Source organism: Haloarcula amylolytica JCM 13557 (genome assembly GCF_000336615.1).
GTDB lineage: Archaea > Halobacteriota > Halobacteria > Halobacteriales > Haloarculaceae > Haloarcula > Haloarcula amylolytica.
In genome coordinates this window covers 63,470-86,081 of sequence record NZ_AOLW01000047.1, presented here as the reverse complement: position 1 = coordinate 86,081, position 22,612 = coordinate 63,470, and the positions used below count along the sequence as shown (strand labels likewise).

The 22,612-nt window shown below is 60.1% G+C and carries 27 protein-coding genes; 6 read left to right on the top strand and 21 right to left on the bottom strand.

The genetic code is table 11. The annotated features are described in order from the left end of the window. Nucleotides 1-125 precede the first annotated feature (125 nt). Both C442_RS16915 and hmgB read left to right on the top strand, forming a co-directional pair. The gene (locus C442_RS16915; protein WP_008312610.1) at nucleotides 126-812 is read left to right on the top strand and encodes a hypothetical protein; all 687 of its coding nucleotides are present in this window, start codon (nucleotides 126-128) and stop codon (nucleotides 810-812) included. A gap of 98 nt (nucleotides 813-910) precedes the next feature. Then, a complete protein-coding gene (gene hmgB / locus C442_RS16910; protein ID WP_008312608.1) occupies nucleotides 911-2,248 on the top strand; it encodes a hydroxymethylglutaryl-CoA synthase in 1,338 nt (445 codons plus the stop codon). Between the two features lie 615 nt (nucleotides 2,249-2,863). Here the strand turns inward: hmgB and C442_RS16905 are convergent. From C442_RS16905 to C442_RS22295, 3 genes are all read right to left on the bottom strand, one after another. Further along, complete coding sequence (locus tag C442_RS16905) at nucleotides 2,864-3,571, bottom strand: helix-turn-helix domain-containing protein (protein ID WP_008312606.1); 708 nt, start codon at nucleotides 3,569-3,571, stop codon at nucleotides 2,864-2,866. Nucleotides 3,572-3,623: 52 nt separating this feature from the next. Next, complete coding sequence (locus C442_RS16900; RefSeq protein WP_008312604.1) at nucleotides 3,624-4,172, bottom strand: type IV pilin; 549 nt, start codon at nucleotides 4,170-4,172, stop codon at nucleotides 3,624-3,626. A gap of 203 nt (nucleotides 4,173-4,375) precedes the next feature. After that, the gene (locus tag C442_RS22295; protein WP_167320680.1) at nucleotides 4,376-4,534 is read right to left on the bottom strand and encodes a hypothetical protein; all 159 of its coding nucleotides are present in this window, start codon (nucleotides 4,532-4,534) and stop codon (nucleotides 4,376-4,378) included. A 105-nt stretch (nucleotides 4,535-4,639) separates the two neighbouring features. Here C442_RS22295 and C442_RS16895 point away from each other — a divergent pair, with 105 nt between their 5' ends. Next, nucleotides 4,640-4,855, top strand: coding sequence for a hypothetical protein (locus tag C442_RS16895; protein ID WP_008312602.1), 216 nt, complete (start codon nucleotides 4,640-4,642; stop codon nucleotides 4,853-4,855). Between the two features lie 574 nt (nucleotides 4,856-5,429). On the opposite strand, the gene C442_RS16890 is transcribed toward C442_RS16895, so the two are convergent. Further along, complete coding sequence (locus tag C442_RS16890; protein ID WP_152418477.1) at nucleotides 5,430-6,830, bottom strand: hypothetical protein; 1,401 nt, start codon at nucleotides 6,828-6,830, stop codon at nucleotides 5,430-5,432. 4 nt (nucleotides 6,831-6,834) lie between these two features. Further along, a complete protein-coding gene (locus C442_RS16885; protein WP_008312599.1) occupies nucleotides 6,835-7,212 on the bottom strand; it encodes a hypothetical protein in 378 nt (125 codons plus the stop codon). A gap of 161 nt (nucleotides 7,213-7,373) precedes the next feature. On the opposite strand from C442_RS16885, the gene dcm reads away from it, so the two are divergent. Then, nucleotides 7,374-8,552, top strand: a complete 1,179-nt coding sequence (dcm, locus tag C442_RS16880; RefSeq protein ID WP_008312598.1) for a DNA (cytosine-5-)-methyltransferase — start codon at nucleotides 7,374-7,376, stop codon at nucleotides 8,550-8,552. Between the two features lie 109 nt (nucleotides 8,553-8,661). Here the strand turns inward: dcm and C442_RS16875 are convergent, their stop codons facing one another. The 11 genes from C442_RS16875 to C442_RS16830 all read right to left on the bottom strand — a co-directional run bounded on the left by C442_RS16875 (nucleotide 8,662) and on the right by C442_RS16830 (nucleotide 15,202). Continuing rightward, nucleotides 8,662-9,006 (bottom strand): DUF6176 family protein, encoded by a 345-nt coding sequence (locus tag C442_RS16875; RefSeq protein ID WP_008312596.1) that lies wholly within the window; start codon nucleotides 9,004-9,006, stop codon nucleotides 8,662-8,664. Between the two features lie 115 nt (nucleotides 9,007-9,121). After that, entirely contained in the window at nucleotides 9,122-9,547 is a 426-nt protein-coding gene (locus C442_RS16870) for a hypothetical protein (protein WP_008312594.1), read from the bottom strand. 133 nt (nucleotides 9,548-9,680) lie between these two features. Beyond that, nucleotides 9,681-10,028, bottom strand: coding sequence for a hypothetical protein (locus tag C442_RS16865; protein WP_008312592.1), 348 nt, complete (start codon nucleotides 10,026-10,028; stop codon nucleotides 9,681-9,683). After that, on the bottom strand, nucleotides 10,025-10,282 hold the full coding sequence (locus tag C442_RS16860) for a hypothetical protein (RefSeq protein ID WP_008312590.1): 258 nt from the start codon (nucleotides 10,280-10,282) through the stop codon (nucleotides 10,025-10,027). The genes C442_RS16865 and C442_RS16860 overlap by 4 nt, the downstream gene beginning before the upstream one ends. After that, a complete protein-coding gene (locus C442_RS16855) occupies nucleotides 10,279-10,536 on the bottom strand; it encodes a hypothetical protein (RefSeq protein WP_008312588.1) in 258 nt (85 codons plus the stop codon). Before C442_RS16855 ends, C442_RS16860 begins: the two co-directional genes overlap by 4 nt. Before the next feature lie 2 nt (nucleotides 10,537-10,538). Further along, nucleotides 10,539-10,904, bottom strand: a complete 366-nt coding sequence (locus C442_RS16850) for a hypothetical protein (protein ID WP_008312587.1) — start codon at nucleotides 10,902-10,904, stop codon at nucleotides 10,539-10,541. Further along, the gene (locus C442_RS21840; RefSeq protein WP_161606630.1) at nucleotides 10,904-11,068 is read right to left on the bottom strand and encodes a hypothetical protein; all 165 of its coding nucleotides are present in this window, start codon (nucleotides 11,066-11,068) and stop codon (nucleotides 10,904-10,906) included. The genes C442_RS16850 and C442_RS21840 overlap by 1 nt, the downstream gene beginning before the upstream one ends. 203 nt (nucleotides 11,069-11,271) lie before the next feature. Further along, nucleotides 11,272-12,768: a carboxypeptidase M32 gene (locus C442_RS16845; protein WP_008312586.1), complete on the bottom strand. Its 1,497-nt coding sequence runs from the start codon at nucleotides 12,766-12,768 to the stop codon at nucleotides 11,272-11,274. 170 nt (nucleotides 12,769-12,938) lie between these two features. Then, nucleotides 12,939-13,418, bottom strand: coding sequence for a hypothetical protein (locus tag C442_RS21835; protein WP_008312585.1), 480 nt, complete (start codon nucleotides 13,416-13,418; stop codon nucleotides 12,939-12,941). Between the two features lie 388 nt (nucleotides 13,419-13,806). Continuing rightward, nucleotides 13,807-14,841 carry a tyrosine-type recombinase/integrase gene (locus C442_RS16835; RefSeq protein ID WP_008312583.1) on the bottom strand — a complete coding sequence of 345 codons (1,035 nt, stop codon included), beginning with the start codon at nucleotides 14,839-14,841 and terminating at the stop codon, nucleotides 13,807-13,809. Then, the gene (locus C442_RS16830; protein ID WP_008312581.1) at nucleotides 14,834-15,202 is read right to left on the bottom strand and encodes a hypothetical protein; all 369 of its coding nucleotides are present in this window, start codon (nucleotides 15,200-15,202) and stop codon (nucleotides 14,834-14,836) included. The genes C442_RS16835 and C442_RS16830 overlap by 8 nt, the downstream gene beginning before the upstream one ends. Nucleotides 15,203-15,264: 62 nt before the next feature. Here C442_RS16830 and C442_RS16825 point away from each other — a divergent pair, with 62 nt between their 5' ends. After that, nucleotides 15,265-16,791, top strand: a complete 1,527-nt coding sequence (locus C442_RS16825) for a replication factor C large subunit (protein WP_008312580.1) — start codon at nucleotides 15,265-15,267, stop codon at nucleotides 16,789-16,791. Here C442_RS16825 and C442_RS16820 read toward each other — a convergent pair whose 3' ends face one another. From C442_RS16820 to C442_RS16800, 5 genes are all read right to left on the bottom strand, one after another. Then, complete coding sequence (locus C442_RS16820; protein ID WP_008312578.1) at nucleotides 16,792-17,772, bottom strand: amino acid ABC transporter permease; 981 nt, start codon at nucleotides 17,770-17,772, stop codon at nucleotides 16,792-16,794. A gap of 3 nt (nucleotides 17,773-17,775) precedes the next feature. Then, complete coding sequence (locus C442_RS16815) at nucleotides 17,776-18,528, bottom strand: amino acid ABC transporter ATP-binding protein (RefSeq protein ID WP_008312576.1); 753 nt, start codon at nucleotides 18,526-18,528, stop codon at nucleotides 17,776-17,778. Beyond that, nucleotides 18,525-19,205 carry an amino acid ABC transporter permease gene (locus C442_RS16810; protein WP_014040983.1) on the bottom strand — a complete coding sequence of 227 codons (681 nt, stop codon included), beginning with the start codon at nucleotides 19,203-19,205 and terminating at the stop codon, nucleotides 18,525-18,527. Before C442_RS16810 ends, C442_RS16815 begins: the two co-directional genes overlap by 4 nt. Nucleotides 19,206-19,208: 3 nt before the next feature. Continuing rightward, on the bottom strand, nucleotides 19,209-20,006 hold the full coding sequence (locus C442_RS16805) for a basic amino acid ABC transporter substrate-binding protein (protein ID WP_008312571.1): 798 nt from the start codon (nucleotides 20,004-20,006) through the stop codon (nucleotides 19,209-19,211). 64 nt (nucleotides 20,007-20,070) lie between these two features. Beyond that, entirely contained in the window at nucleotides 20,071-20,559 is a 489-nt protein-coding gene (locus C442_RS16800; RefSeq protein ID WP_008312570.1) for a COX15/CtaA family protein, read from the bottom strand. Between the two features lie 128 nt (nucleotides 20,560-20,687). Between C442_RS16800 and C442_RS16795 the strand changes: the two genes are divergently transcribed. Continuing rightward, nucleotides 20,688-22,601: a methyl-accepting chemotaxis protein gene (locus tag C442_RS16795; RefSeq protein WP_008312568.1), complete on the top strand. Its 1,914-nt coding sequence runs from the start codon at nucleotides 20,688-20,690 to the stop codon at nucleotides 22,599-22,601. Nucleotides 22,602-22,612 lie beyond the last annotated feature (11 nt).

The following is a 22,612-nucleotide window of genomic DNA, read 5'->3' as shown; positions in this document are numbered from 1 at the left end:
ACTGGTTCGAACGGCGTAGATTCGGCTCTCTCTCCACAAATATGTTTGGACAGAATCGGCGTTCCGATTACCAGCGACGAAAACCCGCCCGTAAACATCTTTACTGTGGCTGCGTGTGCTGAGGTATGGGTGACCTGTCGCGGCGCGGCTTCGGGGCCTCGGTGCTCGCCGCGCTCTCCGCCGGCTGTCTCGGGAATCGACCGACACAGGAGTCCGAGACGACACCAGTCCCGGAACCGACAGCGTCACAGCGTGCTGCTACAACTGACCACGCCGGGGCTGCCTCGACGCCAGCGGCAGAGGGTGCTGCGGCTTCAGCGGACACCCCGACAGCACAGCGCGCTGATGCGGCGCAAGCGAACAACTCTACGGAGACGTCGGCACGTCTCCAGGTCGAGACCGAGACACCGACGCCGACACCCGAGCCGGACCACCGGTCGGTCGATACGACGTTCCGACTGGAGGAAAACGAGTACGAGGATTTCACAGTTGACGCGACTGGCCAGACAACGCTCACCTACGATCTCATTGTTCGACGGGGGCCGGCCGTAGATGTCCTCCTGTTCACCGAAGAGGAGTATCGAGCGTTCCAGAGCCGCTACCGGGCCCGATACGCCGGTGAGGTGTCGCGGTTCCACGAGACGAACATCCGCGACAAGCGGATTACCATCTCGCCGGGGACGTATCGGCTCGTAGTCAACAACACCGACTGGTCGCGTGCCGTTCCGTCACCGGATGAGCCGTACGACGTTCTCGAAGGCGAATGCATGGTCGATTTCTCTTTTAGTACGGAACCGGCGACCAGCGAGTAACTGTCCCACAGAGAGTTCGCGGCCCATCGGCGCAATACTAGTCAACCGTCGAAAAGACAGTCGACAAGCCCATATACATCCACGCTGACGCTATACTCATGACTGCAGTCGGTATCGACGCCATGGAGATCTGGACCGGGAAGCTCAAACTCGACCTCGCAGAGACGTTCGCGCCGGCTCAAGGAGACGACCCGGGGAAGTACACGAAGGGGCTCGGCCTGCGCGCGTCGTCGTTCCCGGACGTGTACGAGGATATCGTCACGATGGGGGCGAACGCGGCCCATCGCCTGATGGAGCGCAAGGGGCTGACGCCCGAGGATATCGGCCGCATCGATGTGGCGACCGAGAGCGCCTTCGACAACTCGAAGCCCGTCTCGACGTACATCGCGGGCTGTCTCGAACAGGTGTACGACGAGAACTTCCACCACGCCAACAAGGGCGAGCGGAAGTTCGCCTGTATCTCCGGGACACAGAGCCTCGACGACGCCTACAACTGGATCCGCGCCGGCCGCAACCGCGGTCGGGCGGCGCTCGTCATCGCAACTGACACCGCCCTGTACGCCCGCGACGACCCCGGCGAGGCCACGCAGGGGGCCGGCGCGGTGGCGATGCTCGTCGACGAAGACCCGAATCTGGTCGAGCTCTCGACCGAACAGGGCTACGGCAGCGCCGACGAAACTGACTTCCTCAAGCCCAACCAGCAGTTCCCGTCCGTCGACGGCAAGCGCTCGGTGAACGTCTACCTCGCCCGTATGCGCGAGGCGCTGGAGGACTTCGCGGAGGTGGCCGGCGACATCCACCCGGGCGACTACGAGATGATTCCGTTCCACACGCCGTTCCCGGGGATGGTCCGGAAGGCCGCGGCACTCGGCTACCGGCACATCATCCGCGGCACCGACGTGGGTGACCTGATGGCCGAGGAAATCGGTCACCAGCCCATGCGCGCGGACTTCGAGACCGACGACGAGTTCCACGCCGCTATCAAGGAGTACACCGACGCACTCACGGAAACCGAGCGCTATCAAGACTGGTACGCTAACACCATCGAGCCGACGCTTGCGATCTCCCGCGAGGTCGGGAACTGGTACACTGGCTCCGTCCACATCGCCCGCGCCGCCGGCCTGAAACACGCCCGCGAGAGCGGACTGGATCTGGACGAGGCCCGTTTGTTAGTTGCCTCCTACGGGTCCGGCGCACAGGCGGAAGTCCACGCTGAGACCATCGTCCCCGGGTGGGAGGAGGAAATCGGCGCGCTCAACATCGACGAGCAGATACGGAACCGCTACGACCTCTCCTTCGCCGAGTACGAACAGGTCCACGACGTCCACAACCACGAGACCGAGACCGATGTCGAGGAGTTCACCGCGCCCGAAGATGAGTTCGCCTTCGACGGCTGGGGCCGGATGGGTGAGCGGAAATATCGGTACGTGGAGTAGCGAGAGGCACGACCGGAGGGAGTGGCTCTCGTACACGACGAGCGGCGTAGCCGCGAGAGTAGGCGAGGTTCGGAGCGAGCAGCGCGAGCGAGAACCTCGAAATGCGAACGGGGAACGGAGTGACCCGTGAGCAGCGAGGGGCACGACCGAAGGGAGTGGCCCTCGAATCGGAACGGCGACCGCAGGGAGCCGTGGAGAATAGCGAGGGGTATCCCATCTATTGTCGTGGATACGTGGAATTCTATTTGTACTGCACTGGACAGTATACACTACCCGACTACGGCTTATCGTTGTTGAGGCGGCTAATACTGTCATCGAGAGATACAGAGAGGGTTCCCCCACTGTTGTAGTATTGAAGCGCAAGCATCGTCCCGACGAATAAGGCAGCAACAAGAAGTCCAAAGCCGGCGAACGCCCAGAGGATAAGATAGCCCAATTGCACCATGCGTGGACATGACACCTCGGTATCAAAGTAGTTCTCCCTAGAAACTCTGCAGTCCGACGGAGCAGTTGTGTCACGCTGTCCGGTGAACAAAGAGATCGCAGTCACGACAACAGTCGTTTTCCAGAGAGTACGTCGACGGGCGCGAAACAGCACGGCCGGAACCGGCGCGCTCAGGGAAGACTCCGCAGCCCGCCAAGCAGGTCCTCCAGATCGATATCGGTGATCGCAAGGGAGAAGTCGTCGATGCGGGCGAGGTCCTGTGCGTGCTCCCAGACCGCCTCGTCGTCAAGCCCATGGAGGATAACCGCGTTCGGCGTCGGTGAGACGACACGGAGCGCGACCAGCGGGGATTCGCCGCGGGTCACGTTCGTGAACACGAGGGCGCGGTTCGTCGACTGCCCGTATAGCTGGTAAAACTCGTCCGAGGAGAGGCGCGTGATGGCGGCGATGGAGTTGATGACGGTGTGGCCCGCGACGGTGTCCTGACTGCCCCGGAACAGTTCTTCGGCGTCGATAGCGTCGTAGACGCGCTCGACGCCGACGTTGGCGGAGTACTCGCGGAGGTCGTGTACCACGTCGCTGTCGAACCCGGCCGAGAGCACGCGGGCGTGCTGGCGGATGTGGTCGCCGCCGCGATTCTCGTCGATATCGAGCAGTGCGACGACGAGTCGCCTGACCACGCCGATACCGGGGTTGTCACGCCGCCCGCTCTCGTAGTCCGAGACCACGGACGGAGAGACGTCGAGTTCGTCGGCGAGTTCGGTCTGTGCAACGTCGAAGTCAGTGCGCCACTTCCGCAGGGTCGCCCCTGGGTCGTCGCTCAGTGCCACCTCACCCGCCATTTTCTCCGCGAGGTCGTCGCGTGCGCCCCCTGCCATTAGTTCACACGCTGGAGGGTCGCGAATAAAAGGGTATCGGAACCACGGGCGATTACCGGCGGGCGGTCAGTTCGACCGCAGCGAGGACGCCGTTCGTGGGAGCGTGAACGACGCGCACGTCGATGCTGTCGCCCGGGTCGACAGTGCCGCCGCCGGCGTTCAACTGAAAGGTGATTGCCCGGCCCGCTGACCACCGCTTGCCGCCATTGGCGATGACACCGCCGACACAGTAGTCGTAGACGATGTTGTCGGGGTCGTCGGTGTTGCTCGCTGACAGCGCCGTTCCGGAAACTGGCAGGTCGACGATGCGGGCGTCGGTGTCAGAGAGTTCGACAGCGATTGCCAGTTCATCGGCCGGGACCGGATCGCCGCCGGCGTGTCGAATCGCTACTGTGTTCCCGCCGCATCCCCCCGACGGGCCAGGCACGAAGTTTCCGGTCGAGCGGGCGACGGTGGGCGTCCGCTGGTCCAGGTCGGCAGTCGCAGTGAGTGCGAACCCACCGACTGTCGCGGCTAAGAGGACGGTGACCGAGAGCACGAGAACGACGCCGATGACGGGACTGACACCGCGACAGTCACGATAGAAGGTCTGTACTGCCACTGGTGTCACGCTCTATGTGCTGCCTTCCGACAAAAACCTCAGCAGTGGACCGACACCGCTCCGCAATCCCTAAACGCCGGTCGCGCCAATCACGACCCAATGGATTGGACGGAGAATACAACCGAATCGTGTGAATATCATGTGCGAATGCGCCGATTTACTGTTCACGCGACTTGTTCAGCGAGCAGTTCGTCGATGTTCACTCAACGCCACTCGCACCGCTCGGCGTGCCGGGCGAGGTCAGTCTTGTTCACGCCGCTTCCGGCATACACTTTGCTCCAACAGTACCTACATCGCACCCACCCCGGGTCGTCCGCGCACTCCTCGTAATCGAGGGCCGCGAGGTCAAGCGTCGTATCCATACCCGAGAAACGCCGACCGACCCCAACCGTACCAGTTTGGTGCAAAGACGTTTCGGGTGGAAGAAGATGCGCGCTTGATAACGAGTCGCGGCGTCGAAGTGAACGATGACCGAGGAACGCTACACAGTCGGCGCGATGACCGTAACGCTGACCATCGAGAACGGGGTGCCGGTTGAGGCCGAATGCGAGTGTGAGAGATTTAGCCAGAACCAGCGTGACGTGACGAAGCAGACGATGGCCGAGGAGAAGTGTCGCCATATCCGCGAGGCCGAGATGTTCGCCCACTTCGGACGGAGGGTGACGCCAGTTAGGAACGAGTAGCGGGAATCCGACAACACAGATTCGGGGAGAGTGATTCGCCGGTACACTCCCACCACGACTGTCGAGGGAGCGAAGCGACCGAACGAGGAGAGCGGTCAACAGGGGTGAGGGATGGGTTGCTTCCCGCCCAAGACAGGTGAGAGTAGGGATAGGAAGCGGGACAGGACGATTCCCGTGAAACGGCTGATTTCAAACGAATCGGTTTTCAGCCGTTCCCGAGCGATGTCGTTTTGAGGTCTGTTGCGCCGTGGTCACGGCTCACACACTACACTACTACTAACACTAATACTATTGTAACTACTACTACAACTACTACATACAACCTACCCACCACACCCAGCTACCCACTATAGCAGCCCATCACTAAAACCAATATTGTCTGAAACGGCTGTTTCCGGCACTTTAGCTTTCATCGCTGTTCTTGCTCACCCAGAATTGCTTGGGCGGGAAGCAACCCCACCCACCCCAGCATTCTAATCGCCTCATCGTTGAGGTATTGCCACCAATCATCTGAGAACAGCCGTCTAACGGCTCTTCGTCGTATCGACGCCAGCCAAAGGGGATTGTTGCTGGCTTACATCACAAGGGTCGTTCCCTGCTTCATCCGACCTTTGGTGTTAAACTCAAGCGACGTGGGAGTCTCTCCCCGCGCCTTGAAGTCGTCGTAGGCTTCGTTGATGTGGATACTCCCTGTCCCAATAGTGTAGTTGTTCACTTCGTCCAGAGCGTCCTCCAGACTGTCGATGATGATGTCGGCCCGACTGATGAGGGCGTGAAGCTCTTCGTCGTCCTGCTCGCGTTCTGCGACCTGCTTCATCGCCTTGATGAAGGGGAGGAAGCGGCGGAGGGCATCTTGGTAGTGTTTTCCCTTGTAGACCGCTGTCACGTCATCACCTTTGTTCCACTCAACTTCGCTGAGTTGGTAGCCGATGTCGCACACTGCCCCGGCGAAGTCCTCCCATATGTCCACGGCTGTGGCCTTGTTACGGTTGAAGAGGGTGACGGTCATCTCGATGAAATCATCGCCGTCTTCGTCGAACGTGAGGGGCTGTCGGCGGTGGGTGAGTCCGGCGGTCTGCTGGAGGTTGTGCGTACCCATCTCATCCATCACCAATTTCGCAGGGGCGATGCAGATGGGTTCCTCGTCCTTCTCAGCCTGCTCAAGGATGGCGTTGTAGTCCTTCCTCTTGCTTCGGCTCTTCTTCACACCGAAGTCATCATCGAGGGCGTAGAGGAGCTTCTTAGGCGTGACAGCCCTTCCCCGGACGACGGCGGCAAGGAGACCCCGACGGGTCATCCAGTCCACGTCGTTGTTCTCACCGAACTGGTAGGCCTCTGCCATCGTGATAGCGTCGTCATCTTCGAGCGTAATGGTGGAGAGGTCTGCCCGACTCCCCTGCTCGTCAACCTCGACCTTCTGTGCGCCCGCCTGAGCGGTGGCTTCTTCACCCGTGCGCTCTGCACCTCCTTCGGTGATGAGGTGCTTCATACGGCGAATTTGCGCCAATTTGAGCATCTCCGCTTCGACTGCGTTCGCCAGTTCGCTCCCGTATTCGTTCTTGGTGAGTTCGTCGGTGAACGCTTCGATGACGCTCACAGGTGCGCTGAAGCCAAGGGCGGTCTTCTCCTCTTTGTCCATCTCCGTGTAGTCACGGTAGTTGCGGTAGTTCCAGCCCGACACGTCCACGCCATCGTAGTCGTAGTCGTTCTTGAGGTGCGCCCACGTTGTGTGAGCGTCGTCGGACGGGTTAGCTTGCATCCAGTTCCGCATCGCACGGGTACAGAACGCTCCGATGTGCTTGGGCGTGCCGTATTGTCCGACGATGTAGGAGCGGAGGTGCTCTACCGTTCGGGTGGGGAGATACCACGACTTGGTGGTGACTTCTTGCTCGCTCTCGAACATAGAACTCTCCGTTACGAAGTTGTGAATCTGTACAGGCGTCGTCTCGGTGTTATCGTCGGGTATCTCGCTCATGGTTTCACCGGCCACCGTTCGCGATACTGAGGAGCCGGTCGATGCCCTCTTCGAGTGAGATTGGCGGAACGAAGTGGGTCACTACGCCTCCCGGGGGGTCGAAAAAGACCGTCACACGACTGCGCGTGCTGGGGCCGAACGGGTCGATGTCGCAGTAGAGCGTGAACACCCGGTCACCAACGCACACCTGTTCGACGCCTTCGAAGATAGCACGAATCGCGTCGTCATCTGCGTCCAACGCGGGGTGAAGCGAGAGCATCAACTGGTCAGTCGGGAGGATGTCTTCGACGGCAGTTATCGTGACCACGCCACTCTCGATGAGGTCACCGGCGAGGTCGTACAACGGTTCCGGGGACGGTTCAGGGCAGTTTTCAGTTGCCATCACCCAGTACTTCGAACCATCTGTATGTAAGTACTCTGATATGATGCCAATATAGTATTCAGTTATATAGAAGAAGGCTCTGCCGTCAAGTCATCTGATAGATTACTAATCCCCGGAATCGCACCCGGAGTATCTAAGAACCCCCCATCCAGACGGGGTGTATGGCTCTCAAGGTTCTCGACCTCTTCTGTGGGGCTGGTGGCTTCTCGCTCGGATTCCAGCAAGCTGGCTTTGAGATGCTGGCAGGGCTTGATGCTGACGAGGATGCTCTAGACACATACCGTCGAAACCATTCCGCGCCCGGTTACTGTCTCGACCTCGGCGCGCACGAACCCGAAGAGGTGCTTGACCTCCTCGACATTCACCCCGACGACGTAGATGTCGTCATCGGCGGACCCCCGTGTCAGGGCCTCTCATCTGCTGGTCATCGCGACCCAGACGACCCCCGTAACACTCTCCTCCTATGGTTTCTGGATTACGTGGACGCGACTTCCCCGGATGCGTTCGTAATTGAGAACGTTCGAGAGTTGACGTGGGACCGCAACGCCGACCTCTTTGACGCTCTGCTTTCTCGCGCTGACGAACTTGGCTTCGAGACCGAGTACCAGATTCTCACCGCGTCTGATTTTGGCGTTCCACAGAAGCGCAAGCGGGTGTTCGTCGTGGGCGTACGCGACGGAACCCCGACGTGGCCGGAACCGACGACAACAGACGACCCGCCATCGGTCTGGTCGGTGCTCCATGATTTGTCGTCGAGGCGTCTGCTCAACAATACGGAGTCTGACCACCGGGAAGGCACGCGAAACCAGTGGCGAGATACAGAGTATAACCGGGACCCGAACGGAAGCAATCATCAAGTCCGTCTCGACCCGAATTCGCCCTCGCGAACAATCACGAATTCGAACGCTCACTGGCATTCCGGCAAGCCACGTGCGTTGACAGTCCGAGAAGAAGCGGCTATCCAGTCGTTCCCGCTCGGATACGAGTTCCGGGGGAAACCGACGAGCCAATCTGAGCAAGTTGGGAACGCAGTACCTCCGCGTCTCGCGAAACACGTCGCTTTCGCCCTACTGGATTCGCTCGGGAAATCCCCGAAAACGAATCCGACAGAATCTGTCGGAATGACGATGAAGCAAGTGGCGGCGTTGAGTGGTCGGCTCACACCACGGGAGGTAGAAGCCCTGCTCTTCCGAGCCAACGGATGGGAATGGAGCGACATCGCGGAGGAGATGGGAGTAGCCGTCTCGACCGCCCACGAGTATCATTCGCGTGCCGAAGAGAAGTACCAAGAAGCGTTGGACACAGCGGTGGCCTTTGAGCGCCTTACGAGGAAGGAATAGACCTCAATCCTTTCTTCAGAGGGTGTCATACAACGGTCCCCACCAAGGATATTTCAAGGAAATCACGGTGAATCATCCGGTAGGTAGATATGCGGAACTGTTCGAGACGCTATGGACGTTCTGGATTATCTATGTGATAGAGCAATTCGTAATCACCGATGTTCTCACCACTCTCAAGCACCTCGTGCATCACCTGTTTATGCTCCTCGTCTATATCGTGCGTTGACTCTTCGAACGATTCAAACACCTGCTCCATGTCGTCCGCCCGCATATAGTAGACCAAGAAATCGCCCTTCGCGGTATGTTCGATGAAAGCCGTTTCCGAGTGCATACCTTCGCTCTTCAGCGTTTCAATCGCCTCATCTTCACGCTCACAGACTTCATCCATCCATTCCTTCAGTTGTGCTGTTTTCCCACCCTCTATTTTCTGCTTTGTCAGCACTACATCGGTCATGTTGGACAAGTTGGGGGTTTGGTGTGTTAACTGTATTCACTGTATCTACCGCTCCGGTAATTCGTCGCCCAACCGAAAACGACTGGTGCGTGGACTTTTCTATGACAGCCTGCCTTCAATTAACTGTCTCAGTCCACGACGGAGCGTCATCGAACGGTTCTTCGACTGAGTTCACGGGATGTTCACGAATCCACTCGTAACAGTCGGGACAGATGGGGGCAGGACCGTCGGCGGCAGGATGGTGGAGAGCCCGGGCGATACTCGCGGGAACGAGTCGAGCACACTTCCAGATAGTCCCGGCCTCAACGCGGTCGCACACGCACCGCACCGTGGACTCGCGTTCGGTCTCGTCTGCGACACGCGCCCACTCGTCGGCGCAGTCGGAACAGAGGTAAACGGAAGCAACGGCCACGGGGTCTTGGTCGTCGGGGACGACCCGGGCGCTCCCGCCAGTACAGTCGGCTCCACACAGTGAACGTTCGTCGTCGTAGAACCGGATGTGTTCGGGCACGCCACGAACAAGTTCGAGAGATGTGCTCACAGGAACACCCGACGGGGACCCAACCTCTCTGATTCCCCAGCGGCGTGTCTCTCACGACGCACGAACCCCCGGAGTTTCTGAGTCAGCACGAGAAAAACGGGTCTGTGTAGGACTGCTTTCATCGAGAATCGGGTCATTCGTCGTCTTCCCACGGAATCGGGATGCGGTCGACTCCGAGTTCGTCGGCCTCGCTCACAGGCACCCACGAGTAGATGCGCCGGAGGAGCGGAAGCCCCTCATCGCGAGCGGTCTCGATAGCGGACTCCAGAGCATCCCCGAACTCGTCGAACGGGCCACCGCCGTGGTCGAGAAAGAGGGTCTGATGGTGGCGAGACATCACTCGATATTCGTCGTCCGACCGAACGAAGAGTATCTCCACGATAGCGTCGCGCTCCTCGTTGGTAACCTCGATGTCTCCGGGCACGTCCTCGGGGACACTCCCGTGGACTGCGACCCGAGTCATATACTCGTCGTCGCTCATTCGTCCTCCTCTCGCGAGCGCGGCGTGAACGACACGTCGAACACGGTTTTGCAATCCGTGCAGTAGACCGCTGTTTCCGTGGCGTATTTCCGCCTATGCAATTCGGCGTCGTACTCGCCCTCCCAGACCTCCCGAGATTCAATCGACACGTCGCGCGAATCGACCAGTTGCAGGCGCGAGGGGAAGTCTTCGTCTCCACAGTGCGGGCAAATCCAGACGACGTGCTCCCATCGGGTGGTTTCGATGTCGCTCATTCCTTCTCCTTACGCTTCTCGAACCGAACGTCGAAATCACGCCCGCAGTCAGGGCAGATAACGACTGGCGTAGTCAGACGGTTCGCGGCGTCGTAGGCGACCTCATCGAACCCCTTGTCGTCGGGCCAAATGTCGTCTTGCGAGACCGAATGGTCACGGTCGTCGAGCGGTCCCAGTTCGCCCCCGCATTCTGGGCAGTCCCACTTAACGAGTTCCCAGCGCGCCGTGCGGCCCCGGGGAGAATCATCAGTCATAATTAGAGAATCACCCTGAAGACGAAAAGCTCCGGCCACGTTAACAATCCGAGAATAATGCCGAACAGGTAGGGGATGAGCAGGACGACTGCCCAGAGGAGGACGGCCAGTCCGCCAACGAGTCCCGCATCTGCGCTCATCGAATTCCACGCCAGCCCGATGGCTTTCGGAAATACGAAGAACAGGTCGAGGATGTGCGGGCCAATCGTGGCGAGTACTTCGTCCGGCGAGAAGGCGGGGATGAGATGCGCCATCATCCACATCATCGCGGTTCCGAGGCTCCCCCAGATAGCGACCTTGGGCGTGGCGTAGCCCACGACGAATACACCGATGATGCCGACGACGAGCACGTAGACAAGCTCCAGCATCACAGCACCTCCGAGTAGAGGCAGTCGTCGCAGTGCGCGCCCAGCCGGAAACCACCATCATCGTCCCGAACGAGAGCCGGAAACCAATCTATGCTACCGCACTCAGGGCACGTCCTGTCGAGCGCGGTCTCGCGGCTGATACACTCGACATCCTGAACGTCCATACGTCACTCCACGTTGAACGCGGATAACAGAGCACTATCTTTACACTGACATAACCTTCGCGTGATTAAGGCACTTCCAGCTATCCGTTGATACACTTCGTGCGAAGCGGTAATTTACATTTGAGAACAGTGGTTAGTAGCGCTGTTTCCCTATTCAGACCCTACTACGAAACGCAGTCAGCTATACCGTTGAATGGGTGTACCTATAAATCGTAGAGGTCAGTGTACTTATCTGAGACATACTTGATGAAGTAGTCCGCTGAGAGGTCTTCCCCGGTCACTTTTCGAATCAGTTCTGGCGTGGTGTAGCGCTGGCCATGCTGGTGGACGTGCTCACGTTGCCACTCCAGAAGTGCGGCAAAGTCTCCCTCCCGAATTAACTCACCGATGTCACCAATATCGCGTTCTAATGCGGCGGCAACCTGTGCTGAAAGCACATGCCCGAGGGTGTACGTCGGGAAGTACCCGATATTACCTATCGACCAGTGAATATCCTGCAGACAGCCCTCCTCGACAGTTTCCGGTCTCATGCCGAAGTATTCCTCAGTCCTGTCGTTCCACACGTTTGGAACCTCGTCAACCGTAATTTCTCCGTTAATCAGGTCACGTTCGATTTCGAAGCGCAATAGAATGTGTATCTGCCCTGTGAGTTCGTCAGCCTCTACCCACAGCGGGTTCCGTTCTCGAACGGAGTTAACGCTCTCGTAGGCCTCCTCTGGAGTTGCATCGATGTCCGGGAATCTCTCCGTAACAGACGGAAGGAACGCCTCCCAGAACGCACGGTTTCCGAATACATGACACTCCCAGAAACTGGACTGCGATTCGTGCACGAAGGTTCCCCGGGCTTCCCCGAGTGGTGTCCCGAACTCGTCCTCTGGGAGGCCCTGAGCGTAGAATGCGTGACCGCCCTCGTGGGCTGTCGTCCATAGCGTTTGATACAGACTCCTATCCGTCCATGTACAGATTCGTGCATCGGACGGAAGTCCGAACGTGAACGGCATATCGAATGTGTCGAGCCGCCCTCGGCTCCAGTCGTAGCCGAGTAGCTCAAGTAGGTCACGAGCCACCGCTAACTGCTCGTCATCGTCGTAGTCTCCGTGTAAGGCGTCTGTGTTGAGTTCGACCTCGCTTTCCTGAATCTGTTTGAGCAGTGGGACAAGTTCGTTTTCGATTTTTAGCAAGGTTCGCTCAACTGTGTCGTACTCGACTTGAGGGAAGAAATCAGCCACGAGCGTTTCGTATGGGTCAGCGTCAGGATTAATCGCATTCGCATACTCTCTCTTTTTCTCGACAATCGATTTGAGGTGTGGGGCGAATACACTGAAGTCATCACTGTCCTTGGCCTCATTCCACGCAGATTGCGCCTTAGATGTGAGTTCCGATAATTCCTCCTCAATTTTGGCTGGAACGCGGGTCGCTTTATCGTATTCGCGCCGAATCTCACGAGTTACTGCCTGCTCTTCCTCTGAGAGTTCGTCTCCGTCAAGTTCGTCCAGCAGTTCACCGAATTCTGAATCGGTAATTCGATTCTGTGCGAGTGAGGAGAGGGTGGACATTTGTTTGCTCCGGGTAGACGTACTACCCTCGGGCATCATCACGTACTGGTCCCATTCGAGAACGCCTTTCGCACTCTGAAGATGGTTGAACTCTGTGTATTTTTCAAGAAGTCTATCATACGACTCCTGCGTCGTGTTTGTCATATATCATCATACTTCCCAAGGGCCGTTAATAAGTCTGCTACTTTGACCGAGAATTGACGGTCAGGAAACATGGAATAGTCGTGATTAGTGGTTATACTTCATTAACAGCGGTCGCAGGCCTATGTCTGGATAAAGATACCGTCCTACCAACTCTGAACAGCACTCACCTTTCACTGAGCGTCGCGGAGGTACGCGCCCACGTCGATGCCCCGGTCCTCTAGCGCCGCCCGAAGTGCCCTCAGATACATTTCGGCGGTCTCGTCCCACTCGTACGCATATGCTTCGAGGTCGTCCAGATGTTCCTCTGCGGCTTCGAGTCGCTCTTCGAGGTCGTCAACACCCGGTTGCGACGCCGACAGCGCGTCAAGCCGACGCTTGTGCCGGTCTATCTCCTTCCGCATGGCGCGTATCTCCGCCTCCAAGTCCACCGTATCCGCGTCGCCCCGGGCGTCGTCACGAAGGGGCCTGAACAGTCCTCGCTCGACTTCTCGACGTGCAGTCCCGGTAAGGTGGGCGACCTTTGGCGGGCTTCTCTGGCCGAATCCCTCGTCCGCATAGGTCACTTCGATGAGATTCAGTTCTTCCAACCGCCTGAAGCGGTGGTTGGCCGCATCCCGAGAAAGTCCTGTTCGTTGTCGAATATCGGTCATGGATGCCTCTCCGCCGTAGTATTCGACTGCGCGAAGAAACCGGAGTCCTTTGTTATCGACGTGACGAGCTACATTTGAGGTCATAGTGCAGACTCGTCCTGTGAGCCCAAAGGAGCACCCCCATCCCGGAATATCCGTGCAGAGTCGGTGTACGGGCTACAACGTGTAGAAACCGTGATTTACCCGTTCCAGTGCGACCAACGACCCCTTATAGAAGACCTCCCCCATGAACTACTTCAGGTTTCGAGTGGTAAGGGGACAGGCGCTACATGACGTACTGTTCAACGAGGAGGTCAATCAACTGCTCCTCGCTGGCGTCGATGAACTCCTCCGCTGTACTGAGGCCATGAGGGACATCCGGTATGGGCCTTCTCGTTAAACCATCGCGTTACACCGTCGGAGCGTAATTCCGGTCAGCTTCTTCCACGTCGTCATCACGGAATTCAAGGTAGATACGGGTCTGGTCGATGTCGGAGTGCCCAAGGAGGCGTTGCAGGTAGACGATTGGCATCCCATTTTTCGTCCGGTGAACTGCATAGGAGTGACGCAAGCTGTGAGTCGAAAATTCGTACCGAGGACGACCATCTGCTGTCGTTAATTCGACCTCCTTCATCTCATCTTCGTCGAAGAACGTGACCTTCTCGTTGAGGCCAGCACGCACCGCGACATCGTGGACGACTTCCCCGATACGCTGGGCCGACATCATCGGTGATTCCTTCGTCACGAGCAGGAATGGTGAGTTCTCTGCCCCCAAGTAGCGGTTCCTTCCTCCCCGGTCAATCCACTCCTTGAGAAGCCGTTCGAGCTTCCGCCGGTAGTACACGTCCCGTTCCTCGTAGTTCCCCTCTCCCTGCTTCGCTGTGCGAAGCGTCACTGTCTGGTCATCTCGGGCGAAGTCCGTGATACGCGTCCGAGAAGCCTCAACCGCTCTAGCCCCGGTCTCCCATAGGAACCGGATAAGGACCTTTTCACGAAGCGTATTGCATCCTTCGAGCAACTGTTCGAACTCGTTGAACTCCAGATACCGCGCGTCAAGATGCTCGTTGATTTCTGGGTCGGTATTGAGCCATGAGAGGTTGGTTTTCTTCATCTTATCTATGAAGTCCTCGTCGATGTACGCTACCCCATCGTCATCTGTCCTCCTGTGAAGGAACTTGTACAGCGCGGAGAGGTCGTAGAACTTGTTCAGAATCGACTTTCCGGCATACCCCTCGTTGTTGAGATGGTCGAGCCAGTCATCGAGATTCTGAGCCGAGGCGTCCAAGATAGTGGTGCCCTCTGACTCGCAGTAGTCGCGCCACTGGCCCATCGCGACTCGCCGGTTCTTCAACGTGTTGGAGGATTTCCGGCTCTCAACTTTTTCGAGATGCTTCTTCAACGGGCCGTCCCATTCAGGGAACGCGTCTTCGTCGTCATCACTCATCCGAACCGTCCTCCGTAGCACCCTGCTCGTATCGTTCGATTTCGTCCTTCAACATCTGTGTGTGATATTCAACGATGTCCTCCACTTCGTCGGCGTCCAACTGATGTTCGAGCAGGGTTTCAAATGACTCGTTCGCGAACGAGACGCGAGATTCCAGACGTTCAAAATGAACAAGGAGGTCATCGAACTTGTCCTCGATTTCTTCCGGCAAATCGGACTCGGTGTCGGCAGAGGCGATGTACGTCTCAACCGCTGTGCGGATGAGGTCTGAGCGGTCGTCAATATCGTTGTGGCCGTCTGCAAACGCATCCCAACGTTCTTTTTGCGCCTCAGAGACTACGAGATGTATGCGCTCACCCATCGTTGAACCGTCTATGTTGAACCAGTACGATAAAACTATGCACATGGGATGTGCGTGATTTGATGGACTGGACGGAGAAGTACCGCCCGACGACACTGTCGGAGGTGCGGGGCAACGATAAGGCCCGCGACGCACTCAAGAAGTGGGCGGACACGTGGGACGACCACCGCGAGGCGGTCATCATCCACGGGTCCCCGGGCATCGGGAAGACCTCGGCCGCCCACGCGCTGGCAAACGACATGGGGTGGCCGACCATCGAACTCAACGCCAGCGACTCCCGAACCAAGGACGTTATCAATCGGGTGGCCGGCGAAGCCGCCAAATCCGGCACGCTGACCGCCGGCGGTGGCGGCCGGCGACTCGTCATCATGGACGAGGCGGACAACATCCACGGCAACGCCGACCGCGGCGGCGCGCGGGCCATCACCGCGCTGGTGAAGGAGGCCAGCCAGCCGATGATCCTCATCGCCAACGAGTACTACGAGATGTCGAACGGCCTGCGGAACAACTGCCAGGACATCGAGTTCCGGGACGTCTCGCCCCGCTCTATCGTCCCCGTCCTCCGTGACCTCTGTCGCCAAGAGGGCGTCGAGTACGAGAGTGAGGCGCTGCAGGAACTCGCCGAGCAGAACAGCGGCGACCTACGGGGCGCGGTCAAGGACCTCCAGGCCATCGCCGAGACGACGGAGCGCCTGACCGCCGACGACGTGGTGACCGGCGAGCGCGACACGACCGAGGGCATCTTCGAGTACCTCGACGTGGTGCTCAAGGAGGCCGGCGCGCAGGAGGCTCTGGAGGCCAGTTACGACGTGGACGAGACGCCGGACGACCTCATCAACTGGATCGAGGACAACATGCCCAAGGACTACGAGGGGGCCGAACTGACCCGGGCCTACGAGTTCCTCTCGAACGCCGACCAGTGGCTCGGCCGCGTCCGCGAGACACAGAACTACTCCTTCTGGCGCTACGCGGGCGACAACATGACCGCCGGCGTCGCCGCGGCCCGGGACGGAACGAAGGGCGGCTGGACCCGCTACGGCCCGCCGAGCTACTGGTCGAAACTGGGCCGGTCGAAAGGGACCCGAAACACGCGAGACTACGTCGCCCAGCAGATAGCCGCTATCGACGGCGTCTCGATGCGGACCGCCCGTCGGGAGGTCATGCCGTTCCTCTCGACGATGACCCACCACTGTCGGAACCGCGAGCTAACGGTGGCGATGGCGGCGACCTACGATATGGAGGCCGAGCACGTCTCCTTCGTCACCGGATCGGGCAAGGACACGAACAAGGTGCAAGACATCGTCGCCGACGCCGAGGCGCTCAAGGAGGAAGCCGCCGTCGAACACTCCGGCGGGGTTTTCGAGGGGGCGAGTGCGGACGGCGGTGACGGAGCGGGTGAGGCGGATGGCGACGAAACCGCCGACGCCGACGAGGAGAACGGCGACCAGCAAGTAACGCTTGCGGCCGACGACGAAGCAGGGTCCGATGACACCGGAGCAAGCGATGCGGCTGACAGCGACGATACCGAATCCGCGAGCGAGGCGGCCGAAGACGACGACCAGCAGTCCGGCCTCTCTGACTTTATGTAGTCACCGCCCGGTCGTGCCGAGACCGGGAATCGCGACACGGTCTTCGACGTACTCCATCAGGAGCGACGCCGAGATGACCAGCGCCAGGTACAGCAGGCCGGCGAGGACGAACAGCTCCGTGTACCGGTAGGTCTCGCTCGCGATAGAGTCGGTTCGCTGGAACAGTTCGCGGACGGTGATGAAACTCGCCAGCGAGGAGTACTTGATTAGGTACACCAGTTCGTTCGACCAGCCCGGAATCGCGTAGCGAAGGCCCTGGGGCAGGACGACGTGCCGGATTCCATCGACCTTCGAGAGGCCGATCGAACGAGCGGCGGTGAGCTGACCCTCCGGGACGGAGTTCAGCGCCGAGCGGATGTACTCAGACTGGTAGGCCGCGCTGTTGAGGGTGAACGCGATGACGGCCACCCAGAACGCCTGGGCGGGGATGAATCCGGTCCCAACGGTAGGCAGTTCACGGATGATCGTCGTCAGCGGCGTCGCGAAGTAGAGGACGAACAGCTGAGCGAGCAACGGCGTCCCGCGGAACAGTTCGGTGTACCCCAGCGCGACCGAGCGGGTGGCGCCCCCACCGTACACCCGGGCGACGCTGAGCGGGACGGCGATGACGAACCCGAGGGCGATACCCAGCAGCGTCAGCAGTATCGTCGCCCACACGCCGGTCGCCAGCGGTGGCAGGTAGGGAATCGACGCCGCCAGGAACTCGAAGAAGCCGGCGACCCAGCCGACGGGGAACCCGACCGGACCGAGACTCGCCGCGAGACCGCCGAGCGTCGACGCGGCCGACTCGAACGGTGCAGTCGGGAAAAACGACGTGTTGCGCTCGATGAGCGCGCCGTCCAGCAGGAAGTCGTTCGTCCAGCGCACGACGAGCCACGTCCAGAAAGCCCCGACAGTCAGCAGCGTCAGCGGCTGGTCGGTCAGTCCGGCGGCACGGGCGCGGATCGTTCGGCCGGTCGTCGTGGACTCCGGCGTCCCCATCGGTCACTCCCCCTCGTGGGTCGTCTCCAGGCGACTGAGGAACTCGCCGGTTCGGGCCGCCTGCGGGTTCTCGAACAGCTGTTCCGGCGGGCCGTGTTCGACGATTTCACCGTCGTCGAGGAAGATGATGTCCGACGCGGCCGACCGCGCGAACCCCATCTCGTGGCTGACGACGAGCATCGTGATGCCCTCGGCGGCGAGGTCGCGCATCACCTCGACCACTTCCCCGACGAGTTCCGGGTCGAGCGCGCTGGTCGGCTCGTCGAACAGCAGGAGCTTCGGGTCCATGGCGAGCGCGCGAGCGATGCCGACCCGCTGTTTCTGGCCGCCTGAGAGTTCGGCGGGGTAGGAGTCGGCCTGGTCAAGCAGCCCGACCTGTTCGAGGTGTTCGTAGCCTTGCTCCTGAGCCGCCGCCTTGTCAATGCCGCGGACCTTCCGGAGGCCGAGCGTGACGTTCCCCAGCGCGGTGAGATGGGCGAAGAGGTTGAAGTCCTGGAACACCATGCCGACCTGTTTCCGGAGTTCGTTCACGTCGGTGTCGGCATCGGTGACGCACTCACCATTGAGGTAGATGGCACCGCCGTTAATCTCGGTGAGGCGGTTCACACAGCGAAGCATCGTCGACTTGCCGCTCCCGCTTGGGCCGATGACCACGTCGACGTCGCCGGCGTCCATCTCGAAGCTGACGCCGGAGAGCACCTGTTCCTCACCGTAGGACTTGTACACGTCGTCGAGTTCCAACAGCGGATCGCTCATGCACGCTCACCTCCGGGGATGCTGAAGTGGTCGTCGACGTAGTCGAGCGAACGGTTCGTCACGAACGTGAGAACGAAGTAGATGAGACTCACAGTCAAGAAGATTTCAAGCGCGGCCGTGCTCTGACCGCCCTGGTAGAGGTTCTGGCCGACGGTCAGCAGTTCGCCGAGGCCGATGACGATGGCGATACTCGTGTCTTTCAGGACGATCGTGAACTCGTTTTGGAAGCCGGGCACGCTCCGGCGCAGCGCCTGCGGGACGACTACGCTACGGATCGCCTGTAGTCGGCCCATGCCGACGGCGCGAGCGGCTTCCAGTTGCCCCTCGTCGACGCTCTGGAGCGCGCCACGGAAGATCTGTGATTGATACGCGGCGCTCCGGAGTCCGAGCGCGATAGTCGCCGTCACGAAGGCGCTGCTCGACACCGAGAGGCCGAAGAACAGCAGGATAATGATGACGAGCAGCGGCGTCCCGCGGAGCACGACGCCGGCTGTCTCGACGGCGCGTTTGAGCGGGCCGCGGCCGTACACCTCGACGGCTCCCGCCGGGAACCCGAGCAGAAAGCCAAGCAAGATGCTCGCCGCTGTCAGGGCGACCGTGACACCCGTACCGACGAGTAGCAGGTCGAGGTTCCCGACAACGAACGCCCAGTCACTCTGCAACGGGAGGGGGGGCATCGGTTACTGCTGACCGAACCACTTGTTCGTCAGGTCCTGATACGTGCTCCCGTCCCTGACAGTGGACAGACCGTCGTTGAGGGCCTGCGTGAACTCGTCGTCGCCCTCGCGGACGCCGAAGCCGAAGTTCTCGCCCGTCTCGTACGTGAAGGCGATGACGACCGGGCGCTGGGCGGCGAAGGTCTGAGCGACCGGCTCGTCAATGACGACCGCGTCGATGTTGCCGTTCTGGAGGTCTTCGACAGCCAGCACGTAGTTGCCGTAGGAGTTGTAGTTCGACTCATCGAGGTTCCCCGGTTCGATGAGCTCCGACTGAACCGTACTCTCGCCGGTAGTACCCTTCTGTGCGCCGATGGGGCGTCCGGAGAGGTCCGACAGCGAGGACGGGGAAAAGTCACCGTCTTCGCGGACGACGATTGCCTGATTGGAACTGTAGTACGGGTCGGTGAAGTCGATGGTCTCGTCGCGCTCGTCGTTGATAGTCATCCCTGCGGCAACCACGTCGATGTTCTCGTTCGTCAGCGCCGGAATCAGGGACTTGAACTCGAACTCTTCCCAGCCGGCCAGGGTGTAGTCGGTCTCGTCGACGACCGCTTCCAGCAGGTCGATGTCGAACCCGACGAGTTCGCCGTCCTCCTTCATCTCGAACGGGGGGAAGCCCGGTGCAGTTCCGGCAGTGATTTCAGTAGTGCCGTCATCACCGCCACCGCCGCCGCCGAAACAGCCGGCAAGTGAGACGGTTACTGCGGTTCCACCGACCGTGGAGAGATACTGGCGTCGTGAAAGGCCGTCGTCTGACATAATCCCCACCACACGACAGACCGGAATATATCTTACGTGTTAACCACGGGGGTGGTACTCGTGTTCAATCGTCTGCGCGTGCCGTGTGCTGGGTATCGGCCGATTGTACCGACGGTGACTCCGCCGTGTCGGTGTAGGCCCACGCCGTCGCCGCGACCATCGCGCCGAAGATGAGCTGTGCGGCCCCGTGGTGGAGGACCTGCGCCGTGGCACCGAAGTTGAAGATGGTGTTCGCGCCGAGGAGGACCTGCACCGGGAGCACGACCGTGGCGACGGCAGTTGCGAGCTTGATCCGCCGGCTGTACTCACCGCGCCACGCGGCGATTGTCGAACCGAGGATGCCGAAGCCGGTGATCATCGCGACTAAACGGTGGAACCACTCGACGAAACTCGCCCAGTTTGCGGGGAACAGACCCATCCAGCCGTCACAGAACGGCCAGCGTGCCTCACAGGTCAGCCCGGCGCCGATGGCACCGGTGTACACGCCAAGCAGGATGAGTGCGAACGTCAGCACCGTCGTCGTCGCCACCAGTCGGCGGAAACGGGTGGTCATACCTATATCTTCGGTTGCACGTACTTATGCTCTCTTTTCGTGCCTTGCCAGCGAGCACCATTATCTTTACTGATATTCTCGGAGTCATCTTTATCTACAGGTGTTCTGGAATGTAACATAGCTACCTTATGTTCGAACAGATCCGCACCTACATCTACGGCCAGGGGTCCCGTTCTTCGGACGCTGCGGCCCGACGGGCGGACGGAGGCCTCGTCGCGAGTGACGGGCAGACCCGCTTTCTGGCCGACGCCATCGACCCGGACTCGCCACGCCTCAACGACCGCTTCGACGACTCCGAGAAGGCCGCTATCGGGACCCAACACGTCGAGCGGCAGTTCGAACTCGAACCCGACGAACTCCGAGCGCTGATCGACGAATACGAAACCGCCGGAATCAGCCAGAGTGAGTTTATTGCGGCCCAGGGCTTCGTCACCGAATCGCTCGTCGAAGGCGCGTTCGAGCAGCTTCGGGACGAACTCGGCCCGGATGCACAGGCCGCTATCGACTCCGTCGAGGTGGAACTCCAAGAAGGGCTGGAAACGACACAGTCAGTCTCCCGGGCCGGTGTCGATGCGTTCACCGACTCTGCGGCGGACAGTGGCTCCGGCACGGGACTCGACTACCACAGCGTGTTGCATCACATCGGGACACCGCTCTTTATTCTGGATACGAACGGCGATATCCTCAGCTGGAACCGTTCGATCGAAAACCTCACCGGCGTCTCCGAGGCCGAAGCAAAGGAGATGGAGATGGCGAGCATGGCGTTCTATCCAGACGGTCGGCGCGGGAAGACCCTCGCCGACAAGGTTCTCGACGCCCCGGAGACCACCCATACGGAGTACGACGTGCCGAAGGTCGAGGACGAGGACTTCACGCTGTACCGCGACACGAGCGTGATGGCCGACCAGCACGGGAACGAACGCCACATCTCCTTTAGCGCCGCCCCGATTTACGACGACGACGGCGAACTCATCGCGGTCGTCGAAATGGTCCAGGACCGGACTGACGAGGCCAACCGCCACGAGGCCGTGACGAGTCTGGTCGATGAGATCAAATCGACCATGGCCGCGCTCAAGAACGGCCGCCTCGACGCCCGGGCGTCGTTCGACCGGACCGACGGCGGCGAGTACGTCGACGACCAGCTGTACGAGGTCGTCGGCTCGCTCAACGACATGGCCGAACAGGTCGAGCAGTTGGCGGACCAGGTGGACGCACAGGCGCAGCAACTTGCGACCACTATCGAGCAGGCGAATTCGTCCGCAGAGGACGTCGAGAGCCGGGTTGCCGAACAGACCGACTCCCTCACCCAGGCGGCCGACAACATCCAGGATATCGGGGCCGGGATGGAGGAGGTCGCCGCGACATCTAGCGAAGTGGCGTCGGCAGCACAGCGCGCGAAGGCGGCCGCAGAAGACGGGTCAGACGCCGGTGAAGCAGTCATGGACGTTACCGACGGGCTCGCCGAGACGAGCGAAGACCTCGTGGACACCGTCACAGACCTCGACGACCAGATGGACGAAGTGAGTGAGATCGTCGAGATAATCGCCGACGTGGCGGAGCAGACGAATATGCTCGCGCTAAACGCCAACATCGAGGCGGCCAGAGCCGGCGAAAGCGGGAGCGGGTTCGCTGTCGTGGCTGACGAGGTGAAGACGCTCGCTAACGAGACGAGCGAGTACGCGTCCGAGATATCGACGAGTATCACCACGATTCAGGACCAGGCGTCCGAGACAGCCGAAATGGTCGAGACGTCCCACGAGCAGGTCGAGCACGCGGAATCCGAGATCGCGGACGCCCTGGATGCGCTGGACGAGATATCCGACGCTGTGGAGGAAGCGACGAGGGGCATCCAGGAAGTCGCCGACGCCAACGACGACCAAGCGAGCGCTATCGAGAACGTGACTTCGATGGTCGAAGACGCACAGAACCACGCCCAAGAGGCCGAAACGGCGACGAAAGAGATTGTCAAAGCGACCGACCGACAGGAAGAGGCGGTCACCGAACTGACCGACCGGGTCGGCGAACTCACCAACACGAACTGAGGTCCGCGGCC

Bases quoted from the DNA above. Each gene is read 5' to 3' on its own strand.
- C442_RS16855 (WP_008312588.1), bottom strand. From the start codon at position 10,536: ATGACTGATGATTCTCCCCGGGGCCGCACGGCGCGCTGGGAACTCGTT.
- C442_RS16845 (WP_008312586.1), bottom strand. From the start codon at position 12,768: ATGACAAACACGACGCAGGAGTCGTATGATAGACTTCTTGAAAAATAC.
- C442_RS16835 (WP_008312583.1), bottom strand. From the start codon at position 14,841: ATGAGTGATGACGACGAAGACGCGTTCCCTGAATGGGACGGCCCGTTG.
- C442_RS16895 (WP_008312602.1), top strand. From the start codon at position 4,640: ATGACCGAGGAACGCTACACAGTCGGCGCGATGACCGTAACGCTGACC.
- hmgB (WP_008312608.1), top strand. From the start codon at position 911: ATGACTGCAGTCGGTATCGACGCCATGGAGATCTGGACCGGGAAGCTC.
- C442_RS16905 (WP_008312606.1), bottom strand. From the start codon at position 3,571: ATGGCAGGGGGCGCACGCGACGACCTCGCGGAGAAAATGGCGGGTGAG.
- C442_RS16805 (WP_008312571.1), bottom strand. From the start codon at position 20,006: ATGTCAGACGACGGCCTTTCACGACGCCAGTATCTCTCCACGGTCGGT.
- C442_RS16915 (WP_008312610.1), top strand. From the start codon at position 126: ATGGGTGACCTGTCGCGGCGCGGCTTCGGGGCCTCGGTGCTCGCCGCG.
- C442_RS16810 (WP_014040983.1), bottom strand. From the start codon at position 19,205: ATGCCCCCCCTCCCGTTGCAGAGTGACTGGGCGTTCGTTGTCGGGAAC.
- C442_RS16820 (WP_008312578.1), bottom strand. From the start codon at position 17,772: ATGGGGACGCCGGAGTCCACGACGACCGGCCGAACGATCCGCGCCCGT.
- C442_RS22295 (WP_167320680.1), bottom strand. From the start codon at position 4,534: ATGGATACGACGCTTGACCTCGCGGCCCTCGATTACGAGGAGTGCGCG.
- C442_RS16815 (WP_008312576.1), bottom strand. From the start codon at position 18,528: ATGAGCGATCCGCTGTTGGAACTCGACGACGTGTACAAGTCCTACGGT.
- C442_RS16795 (WP_008312568.1), top strand. From the start codon at position 20,688: ATGTTCGAACAGATCCGCACCTACATCTACGGCCAGGGGTCCCGTTCT.
- C442_RS16850 (WP_008312587.1), bottom strand. From the start codon at position 10,904: ATGCTGGAGCTTGTCTACGTGCTCGTCGTCGGCATCATCGGTGTATTC.
- C442_RS16885 (WP_008312599.1), bottom strand. From the start codon at position 7,212: ATGGCAACTGAAAACTGCCCTGAACCGTCCCCGGAACCGTTGTACGAC.
- C442_RS16875 (WP_008312596.1), bottom strand. From the start codon at position 9,006: ATGACCGATGTAGTGCTGACAAAGCAGAAAATAGAGGGTGGGAAAACA.
- C442_RS21840 (WP_161606630.1), bottom strand. From the start codon at position 11,068: ATGGACGTTCAGGATGTCGAGTGTATCAGCCGCGAGACCGCGCTCGAC.
- C442_RS16890 (WP_152418477.1), bottom strand. From the start codon at position 6,830: ATGAGCGAGATACCCGACGATAACACCGAGACGACGCCTGTACAGATT.
- C442_RS16865 (WP_008312592.1), bottom strand. From the start codon at position 10,028: ATGAGCGACGACGAGTATATGACTCGGGTCGCAGTCCACGGGAGTGTC.
- C442_RS16800 (WP_008312570.1), bottom strand. From the start codon at position 20,559: ATGACCACCCGTTTCCGCCGACTGGTGGCGACGACGACGGTGCTGACG.
- C442_RS16860 (WP_008312590.1), bottom strand. From the start codon at position 10,282: ATGAGCGACATCGAAACCACCCGATGGGAGCACGTCGTCTGGATTTGC.
- C442_RS16825 (WP_008312580.1), top strand. From the start codon at position 15,265: ATGGACTGGACGGAGAAGTACCGCCCGACGACACTGTCGGAGGTGCGG.
- C442_RS21835 (WP_008312585.1), bottom strand. From the start codon at position 13,418: ATGACCGATATTCGACAACGAACAGGACTTTCTCGGGATGCGGCCAAC.
- C442_RS16830 (WP_008312581.1), bottom strand. From the start codon at position 15,202: ATGGGTGAGCGCATACATCTCGTAGTCTCTGAGGCGCAAAAAGAACGT.
- dcm (WP_008312598.1), top strand. From the start codon at position 7,374: ATGGCTCTCAAGGTTCTCGACCTCTTCTGTGGGGCTGGTGGCTTCTCG.